This is a genomic window from Bartonella sp. WD16.2 (assembly GCF_002022505.1).
Classification (GTDB): domain Bacteria; phylum Pseudomonadota; class Alphaproteobacteria; order Rhizobiales; family Rhizobiaceae; genus Bartonella.
The window spans coordinates 1,496,328-1,515,381 of sequence record NZ_CP019781.1 but is presented as its reverse complement, the minus strand read 5'-3'; the positions used below and the strand labels follow the sequence as shown (position 1 = coordinate 1,515,381).

General features: G+C 39.9%; 15 protein-coding genes and 1 pseudogene. 11 read left to right on the top strand and 5 right to left on the bottom strand.

Annotation, left to right across the window (positions count from 1 at the left end):
* Positions 1 to 539: 539 nt before the first annotated feature.
* The 9 genes and pseudogenes from BWD162_RS06660 (at position 540) to BWD162_RS06620 (ending at position 11,526) form a co-directional block, all read left to right on the top strand.
* Positions 540 to 2,741: a primosomal protein N' gene (locus BWD162_RS06660; protein WP_078705938.1), complete on the top strand. Its 2,202-nt coding sequence runs from the start codon at positions 540 to 542 to the stop codon at positions 2,739 to 2,741.
* Between the two features lie 72 nt (positions 2,742 to 2,813).
* Positions 2,814 to 3,470, top strand: a complete 657-nt coding sequence (locus BWD162_RS06655; protein WP_078705937.1) for a hypothetical protein — start codon at positions 2,814 to 2,816, stop codon at positions 3,468 to 3,470.
* Positions 3,471 to 3,655: 185 nt separating this feature from the next.
* Complete coding sequence (atpH, locus tag BWD162_RS06650; protein WP_078705936.1) at positions 3,656 to 4,240, top strand: ATP synthase F1 subunit delta; 585 nt, start codon at positions 3,656 to 3,658, stop codon at positions 4,238 to 4,240.
* Positions 4,240 to 5,775, top strand: a complete 1,536-nt coding sequence (atpA, locus tag BWD162_RS06645) for a F0F1 ATP synthase subunit alpha (protein WP_078705935.1) — start codon at positions 4,240 to 4,242, stop codon at positions 5,773 to 5,775. Before atpH ends, atpA begins: the two co-directional genes overlap by 1 nt.
* Positions 5,776 to 5,797: 22 nt before the next feature.
* Positions 5,798 to 6,709, top strand: coding sequence for a F0F1 ATP synthase subunit gamma (locus BWD162_RS06640; protein ID WP_078705934.1), 912 nt, complete (start codon positions 5,798 to 5,800; stop codon positions 6,707 to 6,709).
* A 19-nt stretch (positions 6,710 to 6,728) separates the two neighbouring features.
* Positions 6,729 to 8,338, top strand: a pseudogene (gene atpD, locus BWD162_RS06635) (F0F1 ATP synthase subunit beta).
* 92 nt (positions 8,339 to 8,430) lie between these two features.
* Positions 8,431 to 8,847 carry an ATP synthase F1 subunit epsilon gene (gene atpC, locus BWD162_RS06630; protein WP_078705933.1) on the top strand — a complete coding sequence of 139 codons (417 nt, stop codon included), beginning with the start codon at positions 8,431 to 8,433 and terminating at the stop codon, positions 8,845 to 8,847.
* Positions 8,848 to 8,869: 22 nt separating this feature from the next.
* The gene (locus BWD162_RS06625) at positions 8,870 to 10,546 is read left to right on the top strand and encodes an MFS transporter (protein ID WP_078705932.1); all 1,677 of its coding nucleotides are present in this window, start codon (positions 8,870 to 8,872) and stop codon (positions 10,544 to 10,546) included.
* The gene (locus BWD162_RS06620) at positions 10,543 to 11,526 is read left to right on the top strand and encodes an HlyD family secretion protein (protein WP_078705931.1); all 984 of its coding nucleotides are present in this window, start codon (positions 10,543 to 10,545) and stop codon (positions 11,524 to 11,526) included. The genes BWD162_RS06625 and BWD162_RS06620 overlap by 4 nt, the downstream gene beginning before the upstream one ends.
* A 192-nt stretch (positions 11,527 to 11,718) precedes the next feature.
* On the opposite strand, the gene BWD162_RS06610 is transcribed toward BWD162_RS06620, so the two are convergent.
* Complete coding sequence (locus BWD162_RS06610; RefSeq protein ID WP_078705929.1) at positions 11,719 to 12,009, bottom strand: hypothetical protein; 291 nt, start codon at positions 12,007 to 12,009, stop codon at positions 11,719 to 11,721.
* A gap of 256 nt (positions 12,010 to 12,265) precedes the next feature.
* Here BWD162_RS06610 and ispG point away from each other — a divergent pair, with 256 nt between their 5' ends.
* The gene (ispG, locus tag BWD162_RS06605) at positions 12,266 to 13,507 is read left to right on the top strand and encodes a flavodoxin-dependent (E)-4-hydroxy-3-methylbut-2-enyl-diphosphate synthase (RefSeq protein ID WP_078705928.1); all 1,242 of its coding nucleotides are present in this window, start codon (positions 12,266 to 12,268) and stop codon (positions 13,505 to 13,507) included.
* 106 nt (positions 13,508 to 13,613) lie between these two features.
* On the opposite strand, the gene BWD162_RS06600 is transcribed toward ispG, so the two are convergent.
* Complete coding sequence (locus tag BWD162_RS06600) at positions 13,614 to 14,516, bottom strand: polyprenyl synthetase family protein (protein ID WP_078705927.1); 903 nt, start codon at positions 14,514 to 14,516, stop codon at positions 13,614 to 13,616.
* A 680-nt stretch (positions 14,517 to 15,196) separates the two neighbouring features.
* Here BWD162_RS06600 and rpmF point away from each other — a divergent pair.
* Complete coding sequence (gene rpmF / locus BWD162_RS06595; RefSeq protein ID WP_078705926.1) at positions 15,197 to 15,376, top strand: 50S ribosomal protein L32; 180 nt, start codon at positions 15,197 to 15,199, stop codon at positions 15,374 to 15,376.
* A gap of 373 nt (positions 15,377 to 15,749) precedes the next feature.
* On the opposite strand, the gene BWD162_RS06590 is transcribed toward rpmF, so the two are convergent.
* From BWD162_RS06590 to BWD162_RS06580, 3 genes are all read right to left on the bottom strand, one after another.
* The gene (locus BWD162_RS06590; RefSeq protein WP_078705925.1) at positions 15,750 to 16,334 is read right to left on the bottom strand and encodes a CarD family transcriptional regulator; all 585 of its coding nucleotides are present in this window, start codon (positions 16,332 to 16,334) and stop codon (positions 15,750 to 15,752) included.
* Positions 16,335 to 16,639: 305 nt separating this feature from the next.
* Positions 16,640 to 16,978: a ferredoxin FdxA gene (gene fdxA / locus BWD162_RS06585; RefSeq protein WP_010704357.1), complete on the bottom strand. Its 339-nt coding sequence runs from the start codon at positions 16,976 to 16,978 to the stop codon at positions 16,640 to 16,642.
* 21 nt (positions 16,979 to 16,999) lie between these two features.
* Complete coding sequence (locus tag BWD162_RS06580; protein ID WP_078705924.1) at positions 17,000 to 18,547, bottom strand: hypothetical protein; 1,548 nt, start codon at positions 18,545 to 18,547, stop codon at positions 17,000 to 17,002.
* Positions 18,548 to 19,054: the final 507 nt, after the last annotated feature.

Genomic DNA, 19,054 nt, shown 5'->3' with positions numbered 1-19,054 from the left:
AAGAGTGTAGTTCTTAGATTTTTTCAGTGTTGGTGCTATCCACAAAAAATTTCATTTTCAATCTCTTTCATGATTTTTAAAAAATTCTTCATTGAAAGCTTGTGATGATTTCACTTTGTCTCTGTTTTATGGGCACTTGTTTAAGTGCAATCAAATAGGATAGGCAGGTTGGTTGATTTTTATGTAGTGAGCTATGGAATTTGTGCCACAGAAAAAGTAGAAGATAAAGTATTTAATGACCTGTAAAGTTTCGTGTGTGTGGGCAAGGTTGCGATGATTTTGAGAGATTAGAGAGTTTTAAGAGGTGGGTGCAGAACGAGGTGTGATTTGAGGAATTGAGTGATGCGGTGAGGTTGATGGTTTTAAAAAAGATTGTTTTGAGTAGCAAGGCTGTTGGCTTGAGTGAGGATAGAATGGGGATATTTGGTTGATTATTGTTGGTATGGGGAAGCGACAAAGAAGAATAAGTTAAAGTAAGACAAGAGTTGTTAAACTCAATGCAATGCCAAGAAAATGCCGTATAGAAGGGGAAATCAAACGTGACAGAAATAAAGATTGTTTCGGTTTTGGTGCCACTTCCTGTTCCCCATGCTTATAGCTATGAGGTTCCTCCTTCTATGGGAGTAGAGATTGGGTCTTTTGTTCGTGTTCCTGTGATGGGGCGTGAGGTTTGTGGTTTTGTGGTGGCCGTTGATGAGCAGACAGAAGATAAAGATGGACAGGGATTTGTTTCTATAGAACGTGAAAAATTGCGTTTGATTACGCATGTTTTTGATTGTCCACCATTAAAGGCTGAAATGATCGCATTTTTGCGTTTTGTTAGTCACTATACAATGACGCCTTTTGGTTTTGTTGCACGATTAGTTTTACGTGTGCCAACAGCATTAGAGCCGGAAGCACAAACTTTAGGTTTGCGTTATTGTGGGGGCAATGTTGGCCGTTTAACACCAGCACGTTCACGGGTTTTAGAGGTGGCGCGTGAGGGATTGGTGTGGACACACTCTGGTCTTGCTCAAGCAGCGGGGACTTCTGTCTCTGTTGTTGAGGGGTTAAAAGGGCTTGGGGTTTTTGAAGAAGTGATGATGCCAGCTCTTCCACTTGTGGCGATGCCGGATCCTGATTTTTGTGTGCCTGTTTTGGAGGAGGAACAAAAATCGGCAGCAGCTCTTCTGCGAGAGGGTGTTTTGTCTTCTCAATTTCAAGTTTTTTTGCTTGATGGGGTTACTGGGTCAGGTAAGACGGAAGTTTATTTTGAAGCTGTGGCTCAAGCATTAACGTGTGGCAAGCAGGTTTTGATTTTATTGCCAGAAATTGCTTTGACACAGCAGTTTTTAGATCGTTTTCATGCGCGTTTTGGAACATCAGCGGTTGAGTGGCATTCAGATTTGACACCGCGTCGTCGTGAACGTGTGTGGCGGCAAGTTGCAGAAGGGCAAGTGCGGGTTGTTGCGGGTGCACGTTCAGCACTTTTCTTGCCATTTCAAGATCTTGGTTTGATTGTTGTTGATGAAGAACATGATGGATCTTACAAACAAGAAGAACGTATTTTTTATCATGCGCGTGATATGGCTGTGGCACGGGGTTCTTTTGAAAAGTGCCCTATTATTTTATCTTCGGCCACACCTTCAATTGAAAGCCAGGTCAATGTTTTGTGGGGGCGTTATCAGCGGATTGCTTTGTCCTCGCGTTTCCAGGCAGCTGCACTACCACACTTACAAGTGGTGGATATGCGCAAAGGGGGGGTAGAAAAAGGGCGCTTTATTTCTTCTGTTCTTGAACATGCTCTAAGACAAACTATGGACAAAGGAGAGCAGGCTCTTCTTTTTCTCAACAGGCGAGGTTATGCACCTTTAACATTGTGTCGGGTTTGTGGGCATCGTTTTCATTGTATCAATTGCTCAAGTTGGTTGGTTGAACACCGTTTGTATGGTCAACTTAAATGTCATCATTGTGGTTATTATGAGGCTATTCCAGAGGCGTGTCCTGAATGTGGGACGCTTGATCATCTTGTTGCTTGTGGCCCGGGGGTGGAAAGGATTGCAGAGGAGGTACGCGAACTTTTCCCACAGGCGCGTTTGCTGATTTTGTCAACGGATTTAAAAGGTGGAATAGGACAGTTGCGACGAGAATTAGCAGCAATTGCAAACAAGGATGTGGATATTATTATTGGGACACAGTTGGTGGCTAAGGGACATCATTTCCCTGGTCTTTCTCTGGTTGGGGTGATTGATGCTGATCTTGGTCTTGCTAATGGTGATTTACGGGCAAGTGAACGCACTTTTCAGCTTTTATCACAAGTTACAGGAAGGGCTGGGCGTATGGGGTTGGAAAGTTTAGGATTGTTGCAAACCTATCAACCAGATCATCCGGTCATACAGGCATTGCTTTCGCAACAACGCGAGAATTTTTATACGCGCGAGATTGCCACACGTCAGCATTATCATTTACCGCCTTATGGACGGCTTGCATCTTTAATTGTATCTTCAAAGGAACGCAAGGCTGCAGAAAATTATGCACGCGTGTTACGTCAGGTTGCACCAACAGTACAGGGTGTATCACTGATGGGGCCAGCAGAAGCACAACTGGCACTTGTGCGTGGGCGATATCGTTTTCGACTTTTGCTGCACGGGCAGCGTTCGTTTGATATGCAAGGATTTATTCGTGAAATGATTGCAAATGCACCCAAAAGACCTGGTTCAGTTCAAGTTCAAATTGACATTGATCCACAAAGTTTTCTTTAAAAAATAAAGCAATAAAAAGTGAATATGTTTGTTGAAAAAAATATTGTTTGAGAGAAGGTAGTTTTGAAAAAAATGATGAGGTTTGTGGTTTTTATTGTTGCTTGGCTTTTAGGAGGAGTAGGAGCACAGTCATCAGTTATCCAATCATCGGTTACAGATGTGATTAAAAGCAATGAAATAAAAGAAATGCAAAGCATCGATGCAACAGTTTTTGTTTTTGCCTATCGCTTAATGAAAGAAAGCGAAAAAATTTTTCAACCAATGATTACTTCTCCACAACAAACAATGCAGTCTCTTTGTGGTTTTCCTGTGGTGCATTCACGCCAATTGATTTATCAATATGCAGCCTTTTATGACACGGTGCTTGAGCAAAATATTATGGCTTTTAATAAGGAGTTGAGTCTTAATGGAACAAAGAGGGAGGGTGTGATGACAGCACAAATTTTAGAGCATTTACACACCCATCGCAAATTGATGGAAAAGGCTTATATACTCAACCTTTCTGCAAATGTGGTGGAAGCTTTTTTGACAGATGAGAATTTAAAAGTAGATGTATTGTTGTCTAAATTTGGGGCTGATATTGCTGCTTTAGTGTTTGATACTTTTCATGATGCAGATATGAATCATATGAACCAGTTGAAAAATATGTCTGAAGACATCAAACAGGGCTTGAGAGAAAAATGTGGACCTGATAGCGATTTAGAAGAGCATTTTCCGGAGGTATTGTAAATATTTCATTTAAAATTTTCAAAAAGCGTTGCTTTGTGGTGTTGCGAGTCGATTGTGTCTATGCTAGGAGTGAAGAAATTTGTTCATTCTGAATTTCAAGAAGAAGATTCTTAAAATTTGAGATATTTGATCCATTTTGTTTGATCAAGATTAAAGAATCGCTAAAAGGAAAGAGGCGAGGTTTCGTGTCGGATTCATTTTCTCGTATGCCGTTGCCATTAGCGAGCCGACGTTATGCGCAAGCGCTTTTTGATTTGGTTCAAGAAGCAGGCTATGTAAAAGACTTTGAAAAGGCATTTACGTCTTTTTTAGATATTTTGAATCGCAATACAGATTTAAAGCGCTTAATACAAAGCCCATTTTTTTCAACAAAAGAACAAGTTCAAACGCTTGATTCTATTTGTGAGAGTTTTAAATTTTCTGACGAAGGGGCGGGTCGAATTATGCGCAATTTTTTGCGTGTTATTGTAGAAAATCGTCGGCTTTTTGCTTTGTCTGATATTTTACGTGCTTTTCAGTGTTATGTTGCTTCGTTTCGTGGGGAAGCGTCGGCACATATTATTTCTGCACATCCGTTGGATGTTCATCAACAAGAGGAGTTGCGTGTGGCTTTGGAAGGTGTTGTTAGGAAAAAAATTTCGCTACACTTATCTGTCGATTCAACGATTTTGGGTGGACTCATTGTCCGCTTGGGATCATGCCAGATTGATGCCTCTCTTGAGGGGAAATTGTCTTCACTTAAGCTTGCATTGGAAAAAGAGGTCAGCTGATGGATATTAGACCGTCTGAAATTTCAAAAATCCTAAAAGAGCAAATTAAGAACTTTGACCAAAAAGCTGAAGTTTCAGAAATTGGGTGGGTTTTGTCTGTAGGTAATGGTATCGCTCGCGTTTATGGTTTGGATAATGTCCAAGCGGGTGAAATGGTCTCCTTTTCAAATGGTGTGCGTGGTATGGCACTTAATTTGGAAATGGATAATGTCGGGGTTGTGATTTTCGGGTCAGATCGCGATATTCGTGAAGGTGATTGTGTTAAACGGCTTGGGTCTATCATTGATGTTCCTGTGGGGCCGGCTTTGCTCGGACGTGTTGTGGATGCATTGGGTAATCCCCTTGATGGAAAGGGGCCTATTCATACGCCGCATCGTCGCCGGGTGGATGTGAAAGCCCCGGGTATTATTCCACGTCAATCAGTGCATGAACCGATGGTGACAGGATTGAAAGCTATTGATGCGTTAGTTCCCATTGGACGTGGTCAGCGTGAATTGGTGATTGGTGATCGTCAGACAGGTAAAACAGCAATTTTGCTTGATGCGTTTTTGAATCAAAAGCCTTTCCACGAAAAGGGTGCTAAGCACGATCAGGATAAAGTTTATTGTATTTATGTGGCTATTGGTCAAAAGCGTTCAACGGTTGCGCAATTTGTTAAAGTTTTGGAAGAGCGTGGAGCTCTTGACTATTCGATTATTGTGGCAGCTACGGCTTCTGATCCGGCGCCGATGCAGTTTATTGCGCCTCTTGCTGGTTGTGCTATGGGGGAATATTTCCGGGATAATGGTCAGCATGCTTTGATTGGTTATGATGATCTTTCAAAACAGGCTGTGGCTTACCGTCAAATGTCTCTTTTGCTTCGTCGTCCACCTGGTCGTGAAGCATACCCAGGGGATGTTTTCTATCTTCACTCTCGTCTTTTAGAACGAGCTGCAAAGCTTAACGCTGACCATGGATCTGGGTCTTTGACTGCTTTGCCAGTGATTGAGACGCAAGCCAATGACGTTTCTGCCTATATTCCGACTAATGTTATTTCGATTACAGATGGTCAGATTTTTCTGGAAACCAATTTATTTTATCAGGGAATACGTCCTGCTATTAATGTTGGTCTTTCTGTGTCACGTGTTGGTTCTGCTGCGCAAATTAAGGCGATGAAACAAGTTGCTGGTTCGATCAAGGGTGAATTAGCGCAATATCGTGAAATGGCGGCTTTTGCGCAGTTTGGTTCAGATTTAGATACGTCAACACAACGTCTTTTAAATCGTGGTGCTCGTTTGGTTGAGCTTTTGAAGCAAAAGCAATTTTCACCGCTTAAAATACAAGAGCAGGTTGTTGTGATTTTTGCTGGTGTGAATGGTTATCTTGATTCATTGGCTGTTTGTGATGTTGGTCGATTTGAGCAGGGTCTGTTGGCGCTTTTACGTAGAGATTATCCAGATCTTTTGGATGCGATTGGTGATCAAAAGCAACTTACAGATGCTCTAAAGGATAAATTGGTTGATGTTCTTGATGCTTACAAGAAGAATTTTTCTTAAAATGGATTGATGGAATGTTTGGATGGCATCGCTGAAGACTTTAAGAGACCGTATCGCCTCGGTTAAGGCAACACAAAAGATTACTAAAGCCATGCAAATGGTTGCAGCCACAAAACTGCACCGTGCACAAGAGGCGGTTGAGGCTGCGCGCCCTTATGCTCAGCAAATGGCTCATGTTTTGGCAAATGTTAGCGCTGATATTGATGGAGTTGATGCGCCGATTTTAATGCGTGGTACGGGTCGCGATGATGTGCATCTTTTGGTGGTTTGCATGGCTGAGCGCGGTTTGTGTGGTGCTTTTAATGCGCATATTGCTCGTTGTGCACGTGAGCATATTCACGCTCTTCTCTCTAAAGGGAAAAAAGTTAAAATTTTAACTGTGGGCAAAAAAGGTGCTGATATTTTGCGCCGTGATTTTAAAGCTCTGATGATTGACCATATTGATTTACGTTGTGTAAAATCTATAGGTTTTGCAGATGCAAAAAGAATTGGTGAGCACATTGTTGATTTATTCAATGAGGGTGCTTTTGATGTATGTACACTTTTTTATTCTGAATTTGTTTCGGTGATTAATCAGCGCCCGACAGCTTTGAGTTTAATTCCATCTGTTGTTCAAAAGCACTCTGTTGGAAAAGTTGGTGTTGGTGAGAAGGGGGATAAGGGGGAAGCTTTGCAATCGGCTGTTTATAGTTATGAGCCTGATGCAGCTTCTCTTCTAGAGACACTTATTTTACGTAATCTTTCTGCGCAAATTTTTCGTGCTTTGCTTGAAAATGTCGCGGGTGAAATGGGTGCAAAGATGAGTGCTATGGATAATGCATCGCGCAATGCCGGTGAGATGATTAATAAATTGACAGTGACTTATAATCGTCAGCGTCAGGCGCAGATTACCACAGAGTTAGTTGAAATTATTGCGGGCGCTGAAGCGCTTTAAATTGAGAAGGTAGAGATTGATGGTAAAAGCAGTGACGTCAAAAAAAGGAGCACCAAAAGCTGAAGAAAAGAAATCAGCCGCTCGTTCAGGCGTAAAAAAGTCGCCTCGAAGTCTCAAGGGAGTTCTAAGAGTTCTGGTAATCTTACGCGCACTTCTTCTAAATCTGTTGGTGCTTCTAAGCCTGTCGGTGATAAGGGGGTGGTTGGTGAAATTAGGCAGGTGATTGGAGCTGTTGTTGATGTACAGTTTGAGGGAGAATTGCCGAATATTCTTAATGCATTAGAAACGGAGAATATGGGCAATCGGCTGATTTTGGAAGTGGCACAGCATTTAGGTGAGAATACGGTTCGTACCATTGCGATGGATACGACAGATGGTCTTGTGCGCGGGCAGAAGGTTTTTGATACAGGAGCACAAATTTGCGTTCCTGTTGGAGAGGCCACACTTGGGCGTATTATGAATGTGATTGGGGAACCGGTTGATAATGCTGGTCCAATTGTTGCGACTAAAATGCGTTCAATTCACCAAGAAGCTCCTGAATATGTTGAGCAATCAACGGAATCAGAGATTCTTGTTACGGGTATTAAAGTTGTTGATCTTTTAGCACCTTATGCCAAAGGTGGTAAAATTGGTTTGTTTGGTGGTGCTGGTGTTGGTAAAACTGTGTTGATTATGGAATTAATCAACAATATTGCAAAGGCGCATGGTGGTTATTCTGTGTTTGCAGGTGTGGGGGAGCGTACACGTGAGGGCAATGATCTTTATTATGAAATGATCGAAAGTCGTGTGAATGTGAACCCTAAAGACAATAAGGGTTCTGCTGCTGGATCAAAATGCGCACTTGTTTATGGGCAGATGAATGAACCACCAGGAGCACGTGCACGCGTTGCGCTTTCAGGTTTGACGATTGCGGAAAGTTTTCGTGATGAGGGTCAAGATGTTCTTTTCTTTGTGGATAATATGTTCCGTTTTACACAGGCAGGTTCAGAAGTTTCAGCCCTTTTAGGGCGTATTCCTTCTGCTGTGGGGTATCAGCCAACTTTGGCAACAGAGATGGGAGCTTTGCAAGAACGTATTACCAGTACTAAAACAGGTTCTATTACGTCTGTTCAGGCTATTTATGTTCCTGCTGATGATTTGACTGACCCAGCGCCTGCGACATCTTTTGCGCACTTGGATGCGACAACGGTTCTTTCTCGTGCGATTGCTGAGAAAGGTATTTATCCAGCGGTGGATCCACTTGATTCTTCTTCACGTATGTTGGACCCAATGGTGATTGGTGAGGAGCATTATGCTGTTGCTTGTCAAGTCCAGACAATTTTGCAGCGTTATAAATCTTTGCAAGATATTATTGCTATCCTTGGAATGGATGAGCTTTCTGAAGAAGATAAGGCTTTGGTAGGGCGGGCACGTAAAATTGAGCGTTTTCTTTCACAGCCTTTCCATGTGGCTGAAGTTTTTACTGGTTCCCCTGGGAAGCTTGTGCCTTTACAAGACACTATCAAGGGATTTAAAGGTCTTTGTGCCGGTGATTATGATGATTTACCAGAAGCGGCTTTTTATATGGTTGGTTCAATTGATGAAGCAATTGAAAAAGGCAAGCGTTTAATGGCGGAAGCTTCTTCATAAAAGGAGTTTTGTGGTAAATAAAAAAATTACTGCGACGGATGTTAAAGAAATTGTGTAAGGGATATTTGTCGTAGAAATGACAAGAGGTTGCTGTGGAAAACAATAGAGCAAAACGTTTTTTGTTTGAGCTTATATCGCCTGAGAAACTTATTTTTTCAGATGAAGTGGTATCGGTTGTTCTTCCTTCAGCTTCAGGTTATTTGACAGTTATGGCCAATCACGCGCCTTTAATGATTCGCCTTATGCCAGGAAGTATTCGTGTTTTATCATCTTCAGGTGAAAAATTGTTTGCTCTTTGTGGAGGGGTTGTGGATATTACACCTTCAAGATGTTCTCTTTTAGCTGAGGCTGTTGTTGCTGTTGATCATCTTTCTTTTGATGAACTTGAACAGCGGATTTTGAAAGTTCGGACAGCGTTAGAAGAGGGTTTAAATGATGGGGTTAATGACCCAGTGGAAGAATTTTTACATCAGCTGACGACTGTTGGTGGTGTGTTAACAGCGGTGTGATGCAAATGTAGGGAGTGCAGACATGAACGGCAAAAAAAGCGCGATTGTGTCTGCTAAAAAAAGTGAAGGGGATCTTTCTCAGTCTGGTCCTATTTTTGCAGGGCCTTTGCCGAAATGTTTTGTTTATATTTTTGCCTCTTTTATTTTGCAATGGGCTTATGGCTTAGGGGCAAATATGGTTCAATCCAACATTCTTCAACTTTCTGGTAATTTTCACGCGACACTTACTGAAACAACATGGTTGGTTGCTGCTTATATGGCACCCAATGTCAGTGTTGCGATTATGTTGATTAAGATTCGTTATCAATTTGGGTTGCGGTCTTTTGCTGAATTATCAATCCTTGGATTTGTTTTGGTTTGTGTTTTGCAATTATTTGTTACAGATTTGCATTCAGCTCTGATTGTTCGTTTTTTTGCTGGTATTGCCGCAGCACCAATGGCTTCATTAGCGTTTTTATATATGTTGGAAGCTTTTGCGCCGGAGAAAAAATTCACGATTGGTCTTAGTTTGAATTATATGAATGCAGCTTTAGCAGTTCCTTTATCGCGTTTGATTTCACCTCATTTACTGGAAAATAATGGAGGGTTTTCTAGTCTTTCGGCAATGGAAATGGGGCTTGTTTTAATTAGTTTGGGGTGTATTTTTTCTCTTCCGCTTGCACCTGTTGCATGTAACAAGGTGATTAAAAAGTTCGATTGGGTGAGTTATGGTTTGATTGCATTTGGGCTTGGTTTAAATGCAATGATTATGTCTGTTGGTAAGCTTTATTGGTGGCATGAGGCGCCATGGATTGGTTGGGGGCTTGCTCTTGCAATTTTGTCGTTAGTGATTGCGACCATTTTTGAGTTGAATAGAGAACACCCATTGATTGATTTACGTTGGCTGTTTAGTAAAGAAATGGTGCAAGTTGTTTTGGTATTGTTAATCTTTAGGATTCTTTTATCGGAGCAGTCGACTTTAGCAGCAGATTTTTTTGGACTTTTTGGTTTGTTAAATGGTGATATGGCACCGATGTATTTTGCCGTTACCATTGGGACGATTTTAGGAGGCGGGATTTGTGTTTGTTTTTTACGAGCTGGCCGTGAAGACTATTTTTATTTTATGTCTTTAAGCTGTTTGACGCTTGGGTCTTATTTAGATAGTTATGTAAATCACTTAACGCGCCCAGAAGATCTGATGTTGAGTCAAGGTTTGATAGGTTTTGGCTATGCACTTTTTTTACCTCCTGCTTTATTTAATGGGTTTGTGAGAGCAAATGCACGAGGTCCCAGTTATGTTTTAAGCTTTATTGCTATTTTTCTGCTAACTCAGGTGACGGGAGGATTAATGAGTGCGGCTTTTTTTGGAAGTTTGCAGTTTATTTTCACCTATAAACATTTTGAATTCTTAAAGCAAGAAATTGTTATTACAGATCCTCTTATTTTAAATGAGATAAATGCCTTATTATCGTCTTCTTATAATGCTTTAGATTCCAGTAGTGTTGAGGGTGGGCAGTTCATATCTGATCTGATTGGGCAGTTAAAGTTGACAGCAAATATTTTGGCTTATGATGATATTTTTCGGCTTTATTTTTATATTGCAGCGGTTGTATTAATTATTTTTCTTATCAAAATTATTTATCAATTACGCCCTTTTATTCTTGTGGAGCCGAACTGGAAAAATAAGGTAGTTTTAGTGAAGAAAAGTGAAAAAAGATGATAAGGGCATTGCGATCGAAAGCGACAATTGTTGCGTTTATATCAGGAGTTGCTGGAATTTTATTAATTTTATGGGCTTGGAAGCTTCCACCATTTGTAAGTGCTATTCAAATAACCGATAATGCTTCAGTTAAAGGGGACGTCACTTTAGTAAGTCCACAGATCTCTGGTGTAGTTACACAAATTTATATTCAAGATTATCAAAGAGTTGAAAAGGGAACTGTTTTATTTGAACTGGATGATACTCTTTTTCGGCAACAACTTTCCCAAGCACAGGCGATTTTTGATTCAAAGAATGCAAAGCTTGCAAGTGTTTTATTACAAACTCAGCTTTTGCAGGAAGAGATTGATGCAGCAGAGTCAGAATTGGCCCATTTGCAAAAGCTATCAAATGTTACTTCTAAAATGAAGAATTTAAGTGCTGATGACGCTTTGCATCCATCTTCTTCTCTGGCACAATTATTAGCAGCACTTGAAGTAAAACGCCGATTGCAAAAACAATTGGATCTTGAACGGCAAAGTTTACAGTCAGATGTTGCTGGGGCAAAGGTAGGGGTTGAGTTAGCAGAGCTTAATTTGGTGCATACCAAAATTGTTTCTCCTTGTGCTGGGCAAGTTGGGCTTGTTGGAGCGCGGGTTGGGCAATATGTTTTACCTGGAACGCAATTGGTGGCTGTTATTTCTGATGATATTTGGATTGTTGCTAATTATAAAGAAACACAGCTTGCTCATATGCGCATTGGACAGCCTGTTGTTTTTTTCGTTGATGCGCTAAATAACCAAAAATTAACAGGTCGTGTAGTACGTTTTGCTCCTGCGACAGGCTCTGAGTTTTCATTGTTGAAGACAAACACTGCGATTGGAAATTTTACTAAAATTGCACAACGTGTTTCAGTTCGTATTGCTTTAGATCCGGGGCAAATAGGGGCTGAACGACTTATTCCTGGTATGTCAGTGGTTACGTATGTGGATACTTCGTGACATATTTAAAAGGTTAAAGGATGTTTATTTTGGGTTTGATTTTTATATTGCTTGTTTATAGCAAATGGTTACTGATATTAGAGGATGTTGTCGGGTTTATAGTGTTTGTGTTATGGTATATGATGTGTAAGTTATTTTTAGGGTTTGGAGAAGGGGGGTGCCCGCTTTTTGGGCGGGCTTTAGAGGATCTGGTTATTTGATTTTACGTGTCAACAAGCAGCTTGCTAGAACGACGCCAGTGACAAGTGCAATCGTTGTTTTAGGGTTTTCTTTTACTTTTTTTTTCAGATCTTCAGTATGATTGTTGATGCGGGAAAGAGCGTGACGACCTTTTTGTTTCCATGTATCAAAGAGGTCGAAAATAGTATTTGAAGTATTGTTATTATGGCGCCAACTGCTGATTGTCACCAGTTCATCTTTTAATTGTGCGATATGGTTTTTAATTTTGGTATTTCTGCAACAGGGGGACTGAAATGTGCACATAGACAATTGCTCCTTCATATTGTTAGCGTCTCATAAATTAGAATTTTGTTGAAAGACTTACTTGTTATAACGACTTGAAAATTGAAAAGTTGCATGAGAAAAATGCTACTTATTGGTTTGTTGATCATGCACGAGTGTTAACCTACTTAAGTCATTTTTTGACTCATTTATTTGTTCGAATTATTCTATGATATGGGTAGTGTTGTGATAGTGTGATGATGAAAGATAGAGTGGGTTTTAAAAAATTGGGAAGTTGATGAGCACGCCATATTATTTATCTAAGCCTTTAGAGCGTCGCCGGTCTGTTGGAGTAAAAGTTGGTGATGTAATCGTTGGTGGTGATAACCCGATTGTTGTCCAGTCTATGACGAATACAGATACTGCCGATATTGATGCGACAGTTATGCAAATTAGTGCTCTTTGGCGTGCAGGTTCGCAATTGGTACGGGTAACTGTTGATCGGGATGAAGCGGCAGCGGCTGTACCTAAAATACGCGAACGATTGGAACAGTTAGGCATTTTTGTGCCGTTGGTGGGGGATTTTCATTATATTGGGCACAAACTTTTAGCAGCGCACCCTGCATGTGCTGAGGCTCTGTCAAAATATCGGATTAATCCTGGAAATGTTGGTTTTGGTTCAAAAAAGGATCAACAGTTTAGTGAAATTATTGAAATGGCTTGCCGTTATCATAAACCCATACGCATTGGAGTAAATTGGGGTTCACTTGATGAGGGGTTATTAACCCGACTTATGGATGAAAATGCAAAGCAAGAAAAACCTTTATCGACTGTTGAAGTGATGCGGGAATCTGTAGTTCAGTCGGCGCTGCATTCAGCTTTTTTTGCTGAGGAGTTGGGATTGAGGCGTGATCAAATTATTCTTTCTGCTAAAGTGAGTGATGTCCAAGATTTAATTGCTGTGTATGGCCTTTTAGCGAAGCGTTGTAATCATGCACTTCATTTAGGTTTGACGGAAGCGGGAATGGGAACAAAGGGGATTGTTGCTTCTTCAGTGGCTTTGGGAATTTTGTTACAACAAGGTATTGGTGATACGATTCGCATTTCACTTACACCTGAGCCAGGAGGTGATAGGACCCAAGAGGTGAAGGTGTGCCAAGAGCTTTTGCAGGTTATGGGATTTCGTCAATTTATGCCTGTGGTTGCTGCGTGTCCTGGGTGTGGACGTACAACTTCAACGATTTTTCAGACATTGGCGCAAAAAATCGAGGCCAATTTATGCAAGAATATGCCAGTTTGGCGTCAAAAATATCCTGGTGTTGAAGGTTTGAAGGTGGCTGTTATGGGATGTATTGTCAATGGGCCGGGAGAATCAAAACATGCTGATATAGGTATTTCTCTACCGGGAACAGGTGAACAACCAGCAGCACCGGTTTTTATTGAGGGCAAAAAGGTAAAGATTTTGCGTGGTCCCCATATTGCTGAAGAGTTCGAAGGCATATTGGGTGATTATATTCACACGCGTTTTGGACAGAGCTAGACAAATTGGGCAGAGCTAGGCAAACAAGTGGTTTGTTCTGCTCTTCTTTTGTTGTTGAAGTGGTATAATGCGTTTAGGGCGATTTTTGTGTCAGTTGAGAGAGCATTTAATTGTTGCGTGTGGCAATAAAGTGTGCTGCTTGTTTGAGTGGTGTAGCTTTATCACCAAAGGGGTGAAGAAGTTCTTCTGCTTGAGTAATGAGTGTATCTCGTTTTTTTTGTGTTTCTTCAATCCCGTGAAGACTGACTAAAGTGGCTTTATTTGTTTCTTTATCTTTTCCAGCAGTTTTGCCAAGAGTTTTGGTACTCATGGTGACATCAAGAAGGTCATCTGTTAATTGAAAAGCCAGCCCAAGATGTGTACCAAAGGTGGAAAGTTGCTCAATCTGAGTTTTAGAAGCATTGCCGATTATAGCACCTGCTTGGCAAGCAAAACTGATAAGAGCGGCTGTTTTCATGCGTTGTAGCATGATGATTGCATGATGATCTTGCGGTTTATTTTCGGCTTCAAGGTCGAGCATTTGTCCACCGAGCATACCACCAAGCCCTGCTGCTTGCGCAAGAGCTGTGATAAGATCAATTCTTATTTGGGAGCTTAGAGCACAGGCTTTGTGGGCAATAATTTCAAAAGCAAGGGTCAAAAGGGCATTGCCTGCTAGAATAGCTGTTGCTTCATTAAATTCTCTATGAACGGTGGGTTTTCCACGCCGTAGTGTGTCGTTATCCATAGCAGGAAGATCATCGTGAATAAGCGAATAACAATGAACACATTCCAATGCGACACCAATATCAAGAGATTGTTCAAAGGGGATATCAAAAAGTGCAGCACTTTGGATAACTAAAAAGGGACGCAAACGTTTGCCGCCATTGAGTGTGCCGTGACGCATAGCTTTGATTAAGATTTCAGGACGAGCAATTTCGTTGTTTTGGACTTTATAGTTTAAAAACGTATCAAGTCTTTTTTCAATATTGTGGGTATGTTTTGCAAGAAGGGCCATGAATTCATGCATCGTTTCTTCCTTTGTTTTTGCAAAATGAGTGAGTTCTTTTTAGGATAGGAAGGTGAAGAATGAAACGGTTTTTTAATGATCTTTAAATTCTATCAAACCAAAATAATACCGAATGGTTTTGAGTACCTAGCCTTTGAGGGCGCTTCAAGTTTAGTATGATCTTTGTTTTTATTATAATTTTTGCCTTTTTGTCTGGCTGTTTGGATTATTTTCATGTGGTGATGCGTGATTTGCAGTTTGATGATATATGATTTGATAAAACGGGTGGCTATAAGCGGGGGGGGGAGATTATGCTTATTTAATAGTGTATGTTTAATTCTTTAGGGATTATGGTTGATCTATCTTGTTTGAGGGAAGTCACAATTCTTGAGACCAATTCAAAGAGACTTTTTGAGGCTATCTGCATTAGTCTACAAGTCTACAGATCGTTTTTTAATTTTAACCCGGCTTGTTGAAAAATGAATTTCTTTTTTTGATGTTTAACCGATATTGTTTTCATTAAAAATATTTAAGTACACTTGTAAAATCAGATAAAAAATTAAACGAAAGTCTGGTCAAAAGATTTTAATCAGTGTATAAAAATGAAAATGTTTTTGTTAATAATGAGGATATTATTAAGAATAAATATTACTGTTTAAGTATTATTTATTCTTTTGTGAGTCTATTTGGAGTATCTCTTTATGGCTGTACCTAAACGAAAAACTTCTCCATCGAAACGGGGTATGCGCCGTTCGGCTGATGCCTTGAAAGCACCAACTTATATTGAAGATAGGAATTCTGGTGAATTGCGTCGCCCTCATCATATTGATTTGAAAACAGGTATGTATCGCGGGCGTTCTGTTTTACCCCCTAAAGATTAAGTACTGAAATTCCACCCCCGGTAATCCAATAGAGTGGATGAATAAATGGGGAGCCTTTTAATATTTCTTGTAAACAAGCCTCATTGTTGAGGAGTAAGACTTTTAGGTGGGGTCTAAAATTACCGATAAATTAGAATACTATAAAGCAAGGACTTTTGCAGCAACGCGTGTGGTGTGTGGAACTCTTCGTGTATGAAAAAGCGCTTGAAGAAAACTATTTGTGCTCTCAATTAAGGAGTACTTTTTACGAGTGCTTTTAATTTTCTAGCCGGTTTTGAGTTAAGCGAAAAAAGATATCCCCCTGTTCACATAGATGTGCACGGATTTTAGTATATTCTCATGATATTTTTTGTTATACAGCGCTTATAGTTTATCACGCAGCATAGACAGCACTGCTGTCACTTTTTTCTTCATCGATTCCAGCTTTAAATTTGCGCTTGGATTCTTTGGTAAGATGCGCCTCTATCAAATTGATAGCTTCTGTTTCAGAAAGATTATTGATGATAGCAATTTCACGGGCCATTCGATCAAGTGCAGCAGCATAAAGTTGACGCTCGGAATAAGATTGCTCAGATTGCAATTCTGAACGAAAAAGATCGCGTACTACTTCAGCGATGAAAACAAGATTTCCTGAATTGATTTTCGTGTCATATTCTTGAGCACGGCGTGACCACATAGCCCGTTTAATACGGGCTTTCCCTTGTAGGGTTTTTAATGCACGTTCAACAGAATCAGACTCAGATAATTTACGCATTCCAATAGAAAGCGCTTTTGCAACTGGCACTTTCACGTCCATTTTATCTTTAGCAAAATGAATGACAAAAAGCTTTAATTTATGTCCCGCAACCTCCTGCTCTTCAATTGCTATAATTTGCCCCACGCCATGTGTGGGGTAGACGATATATTCAGAAGTTGAAAACCCTTTAACACTAGAGGTTTTCTTTTGCTGGGACGCCATATTAATTTACTCCCTTTGTAACCAACAATGATGTTGGAAAACAAGTTGAAACGCCTGAAAACTGAGTCTTCTGCAACTTACGCATATTATGCTCATTGATATAGCATAAAAGTTAAGTGTTTCCAGTTACAAATAAAAAAACACTTCGCTTTATAAAAAAGCGAAACAAAATACTTAGTAAAATGGCTTTATTAGGACATTGTTAACATTTAAAATGAAAAAAATCAATCATTTCACTCAAGAATTTTATTATTACATGAAATAATCTAAGTTTTTTTAAAAGAGAACGATACATTACGGAGTTATTATTCACCACTTCCTGGATTTTCTGAAAAATACTTTTCTAATTTATTGGGAACACCGTCCATTTCTTTTGCTTGGGGAAGAGGACTTTTTTGGGTGGTTAAATTGGGCCATTTCGTTGCATACTCACGATTGAGTTCTAGCCATGTTTCTAGTCCTGGTTCTGTATCAGGTTTAATAGCTTCAGCAGGACATTCTGGTTCGCACACACCACAGTCGATGCATTCATCAGGGTGAATAACAAGCATATTTTCACCTTCATAAAAACAATCAACAGGGCAAACTTCAACACAATCAGTGTACTTACACTGGATACAATTATCGGTTACAACGTAGGCCAAGATTAAACTCCATTTCCCATTTTAATGATCTTTAAAGGGAATGATATGTACATCCTTATCGCTTTGAAGTTGGTCACGAAGAGTTGCTAATTTTGCAAAAGGTGAATCAGGATCAGGGGTTTTTTGCGTCTGAGATGGTTTGTTCTTTGTGTATTGAGTGGATGTTTTAGTGTATTTATGGGGAGAGGTGGTTTGTAATGCTTCTTTTTTGAAAGGGACTTTGTTTTTACTCGCTTCTTTTTTGAAAGTTTTTCTATGCTTGTTTTGCCATTTTTGCTCAGATTTACCGCGATTGCTATAAAGGCGATTGTATTGATAATTATAACGCCATAATAAAACAATTTTATCTTCTGTTGCTACACAGTTTTGGTGTGCAAAAGTACCAACGGGTTCAGCAGCTGGTAAATGATCTTTTGTACAAAGTGGTTCTTCAATACAAACAAATGAAGCCTTTTTTTCTTCCTGTGTTGCGTCTGATGTTAGGATGTTTTGCCATTGATTGCCCACAAATTCTGCTGGAGGATAATTCTCTTTGGTTATCAAATTATTCTCAAGAGATTCTTTGTGTGTGAGCTCTTTTTGAAGTTCAGTGTTATTCTTAGGTCGTGATTGATAACCAAGACTTTTAAGAATTTCTTCCATGTCTGCATTATTGGCACCAAGAATGGACATCATCGTTGGCGTAACAAAAAAACTTTTGCCATCATAAGCACCTTCAGGTTTGGGCTCTATGCCTGGCTTCCAGTGAAGTGCAGGGCGAATAAGGTTGGCAAGACGTTCTAAAATATCAATACGTACAGCACGTTGCCCTAAAATTTGATAACCAACAAGGTGATAAATTTGAGGATTATATGTTGGATCAATAATCAATGAAGTTCGCCCAGCAGTTAAAGCAGCTAAAATTTCACTTAAACCAATTTTGTCATGCTCTTCTTTCTGAAGGCTCCAAAGAAGTGTAATCGCTTGGGCTGCAGTGGGCTTGAGCATCCCTGTGGCGTAGATGTGAAAAGCCCCAAAACGGACTCCTAGTTGTCGTAACACTGCACGTGATTCTTGACCAAGGTTTTTGACAGTTTCAGCCACTTTTCGACGTGGTAAAATGCCCAAATTGTCTACAAGTTGTAGAGCAAGAGCATGTGTTGGTCCACTCAAAGTGTCAGCATTTTGTAAATCGAAAAGTGGTTTTAAAGCTGTTTCGAAGTGGAAAGTTACAAAACGCTCTAATCGTGCCACCACTTTATCGTAAGCTTCCCCAATTAATTGGGTATCTGCTAAAAGAATGAGCTTGGGCTTTAAAATATTATCAGTTGAAGTTAGTTGTGCCACTGCTTGGCCAATCCAGCGTACAATTCCATCACAGCTAAGGGTAAAATCTCCATTAGCTGAAGCACAAAAACGTGTAACACGTTGAGCAAAGGCAGTGGCTAAATCTTCATTGTTTACTGTATTGTGTGTTTCAGCTTCTGTATCTGTATTACTTTTATGGGCGTAAAAACGTAATCCCTCAAATCTGCCATTTTCATGGTTTTCGATACGAATATCATTCTTGTGAACAGTTTCGCTATCCATCGTTATTTTCTTTCTCGGCTTTTTATGGGCAAGAAGGTGTGTATTTTGACACTTTAATATCTGTGCCGTTTCTCTAGCACATTTGTTGCGCTTTCTTCAATCATTCTTGTGGTTTTTGATGTTTCTTTGCATCATTTTTGCCTGAAAATTTCTTCTTTGCTTGATTCAATTAGATCCTTTGCACGCGCGTGAATACAGGTATAGGTTGTTTTAAAAAAGCCTCAACATAAAGATGGGTCTTCTAACGTAAAAAACAATTCATTAGTCCTTCAACAAAAATAATCTGTGTTTTTATATTCTTCATAGCCTTGCTTTTGTGATGATAAAGCTGTGAAAAGAGGGTGCTTTGCTTTACTGCTGGGGGCGAGGTTTTTTCTATTTTTCATTGCACGTCGTCTTTTAAGTTTTCATCACTTAAATTGGGCTTTCACAATAAAAACAATTATAAGTTGCAAACTACACGTTAAAGTAGTATAGAAGAGATAAACAATTTTTACGTTCTTTTAT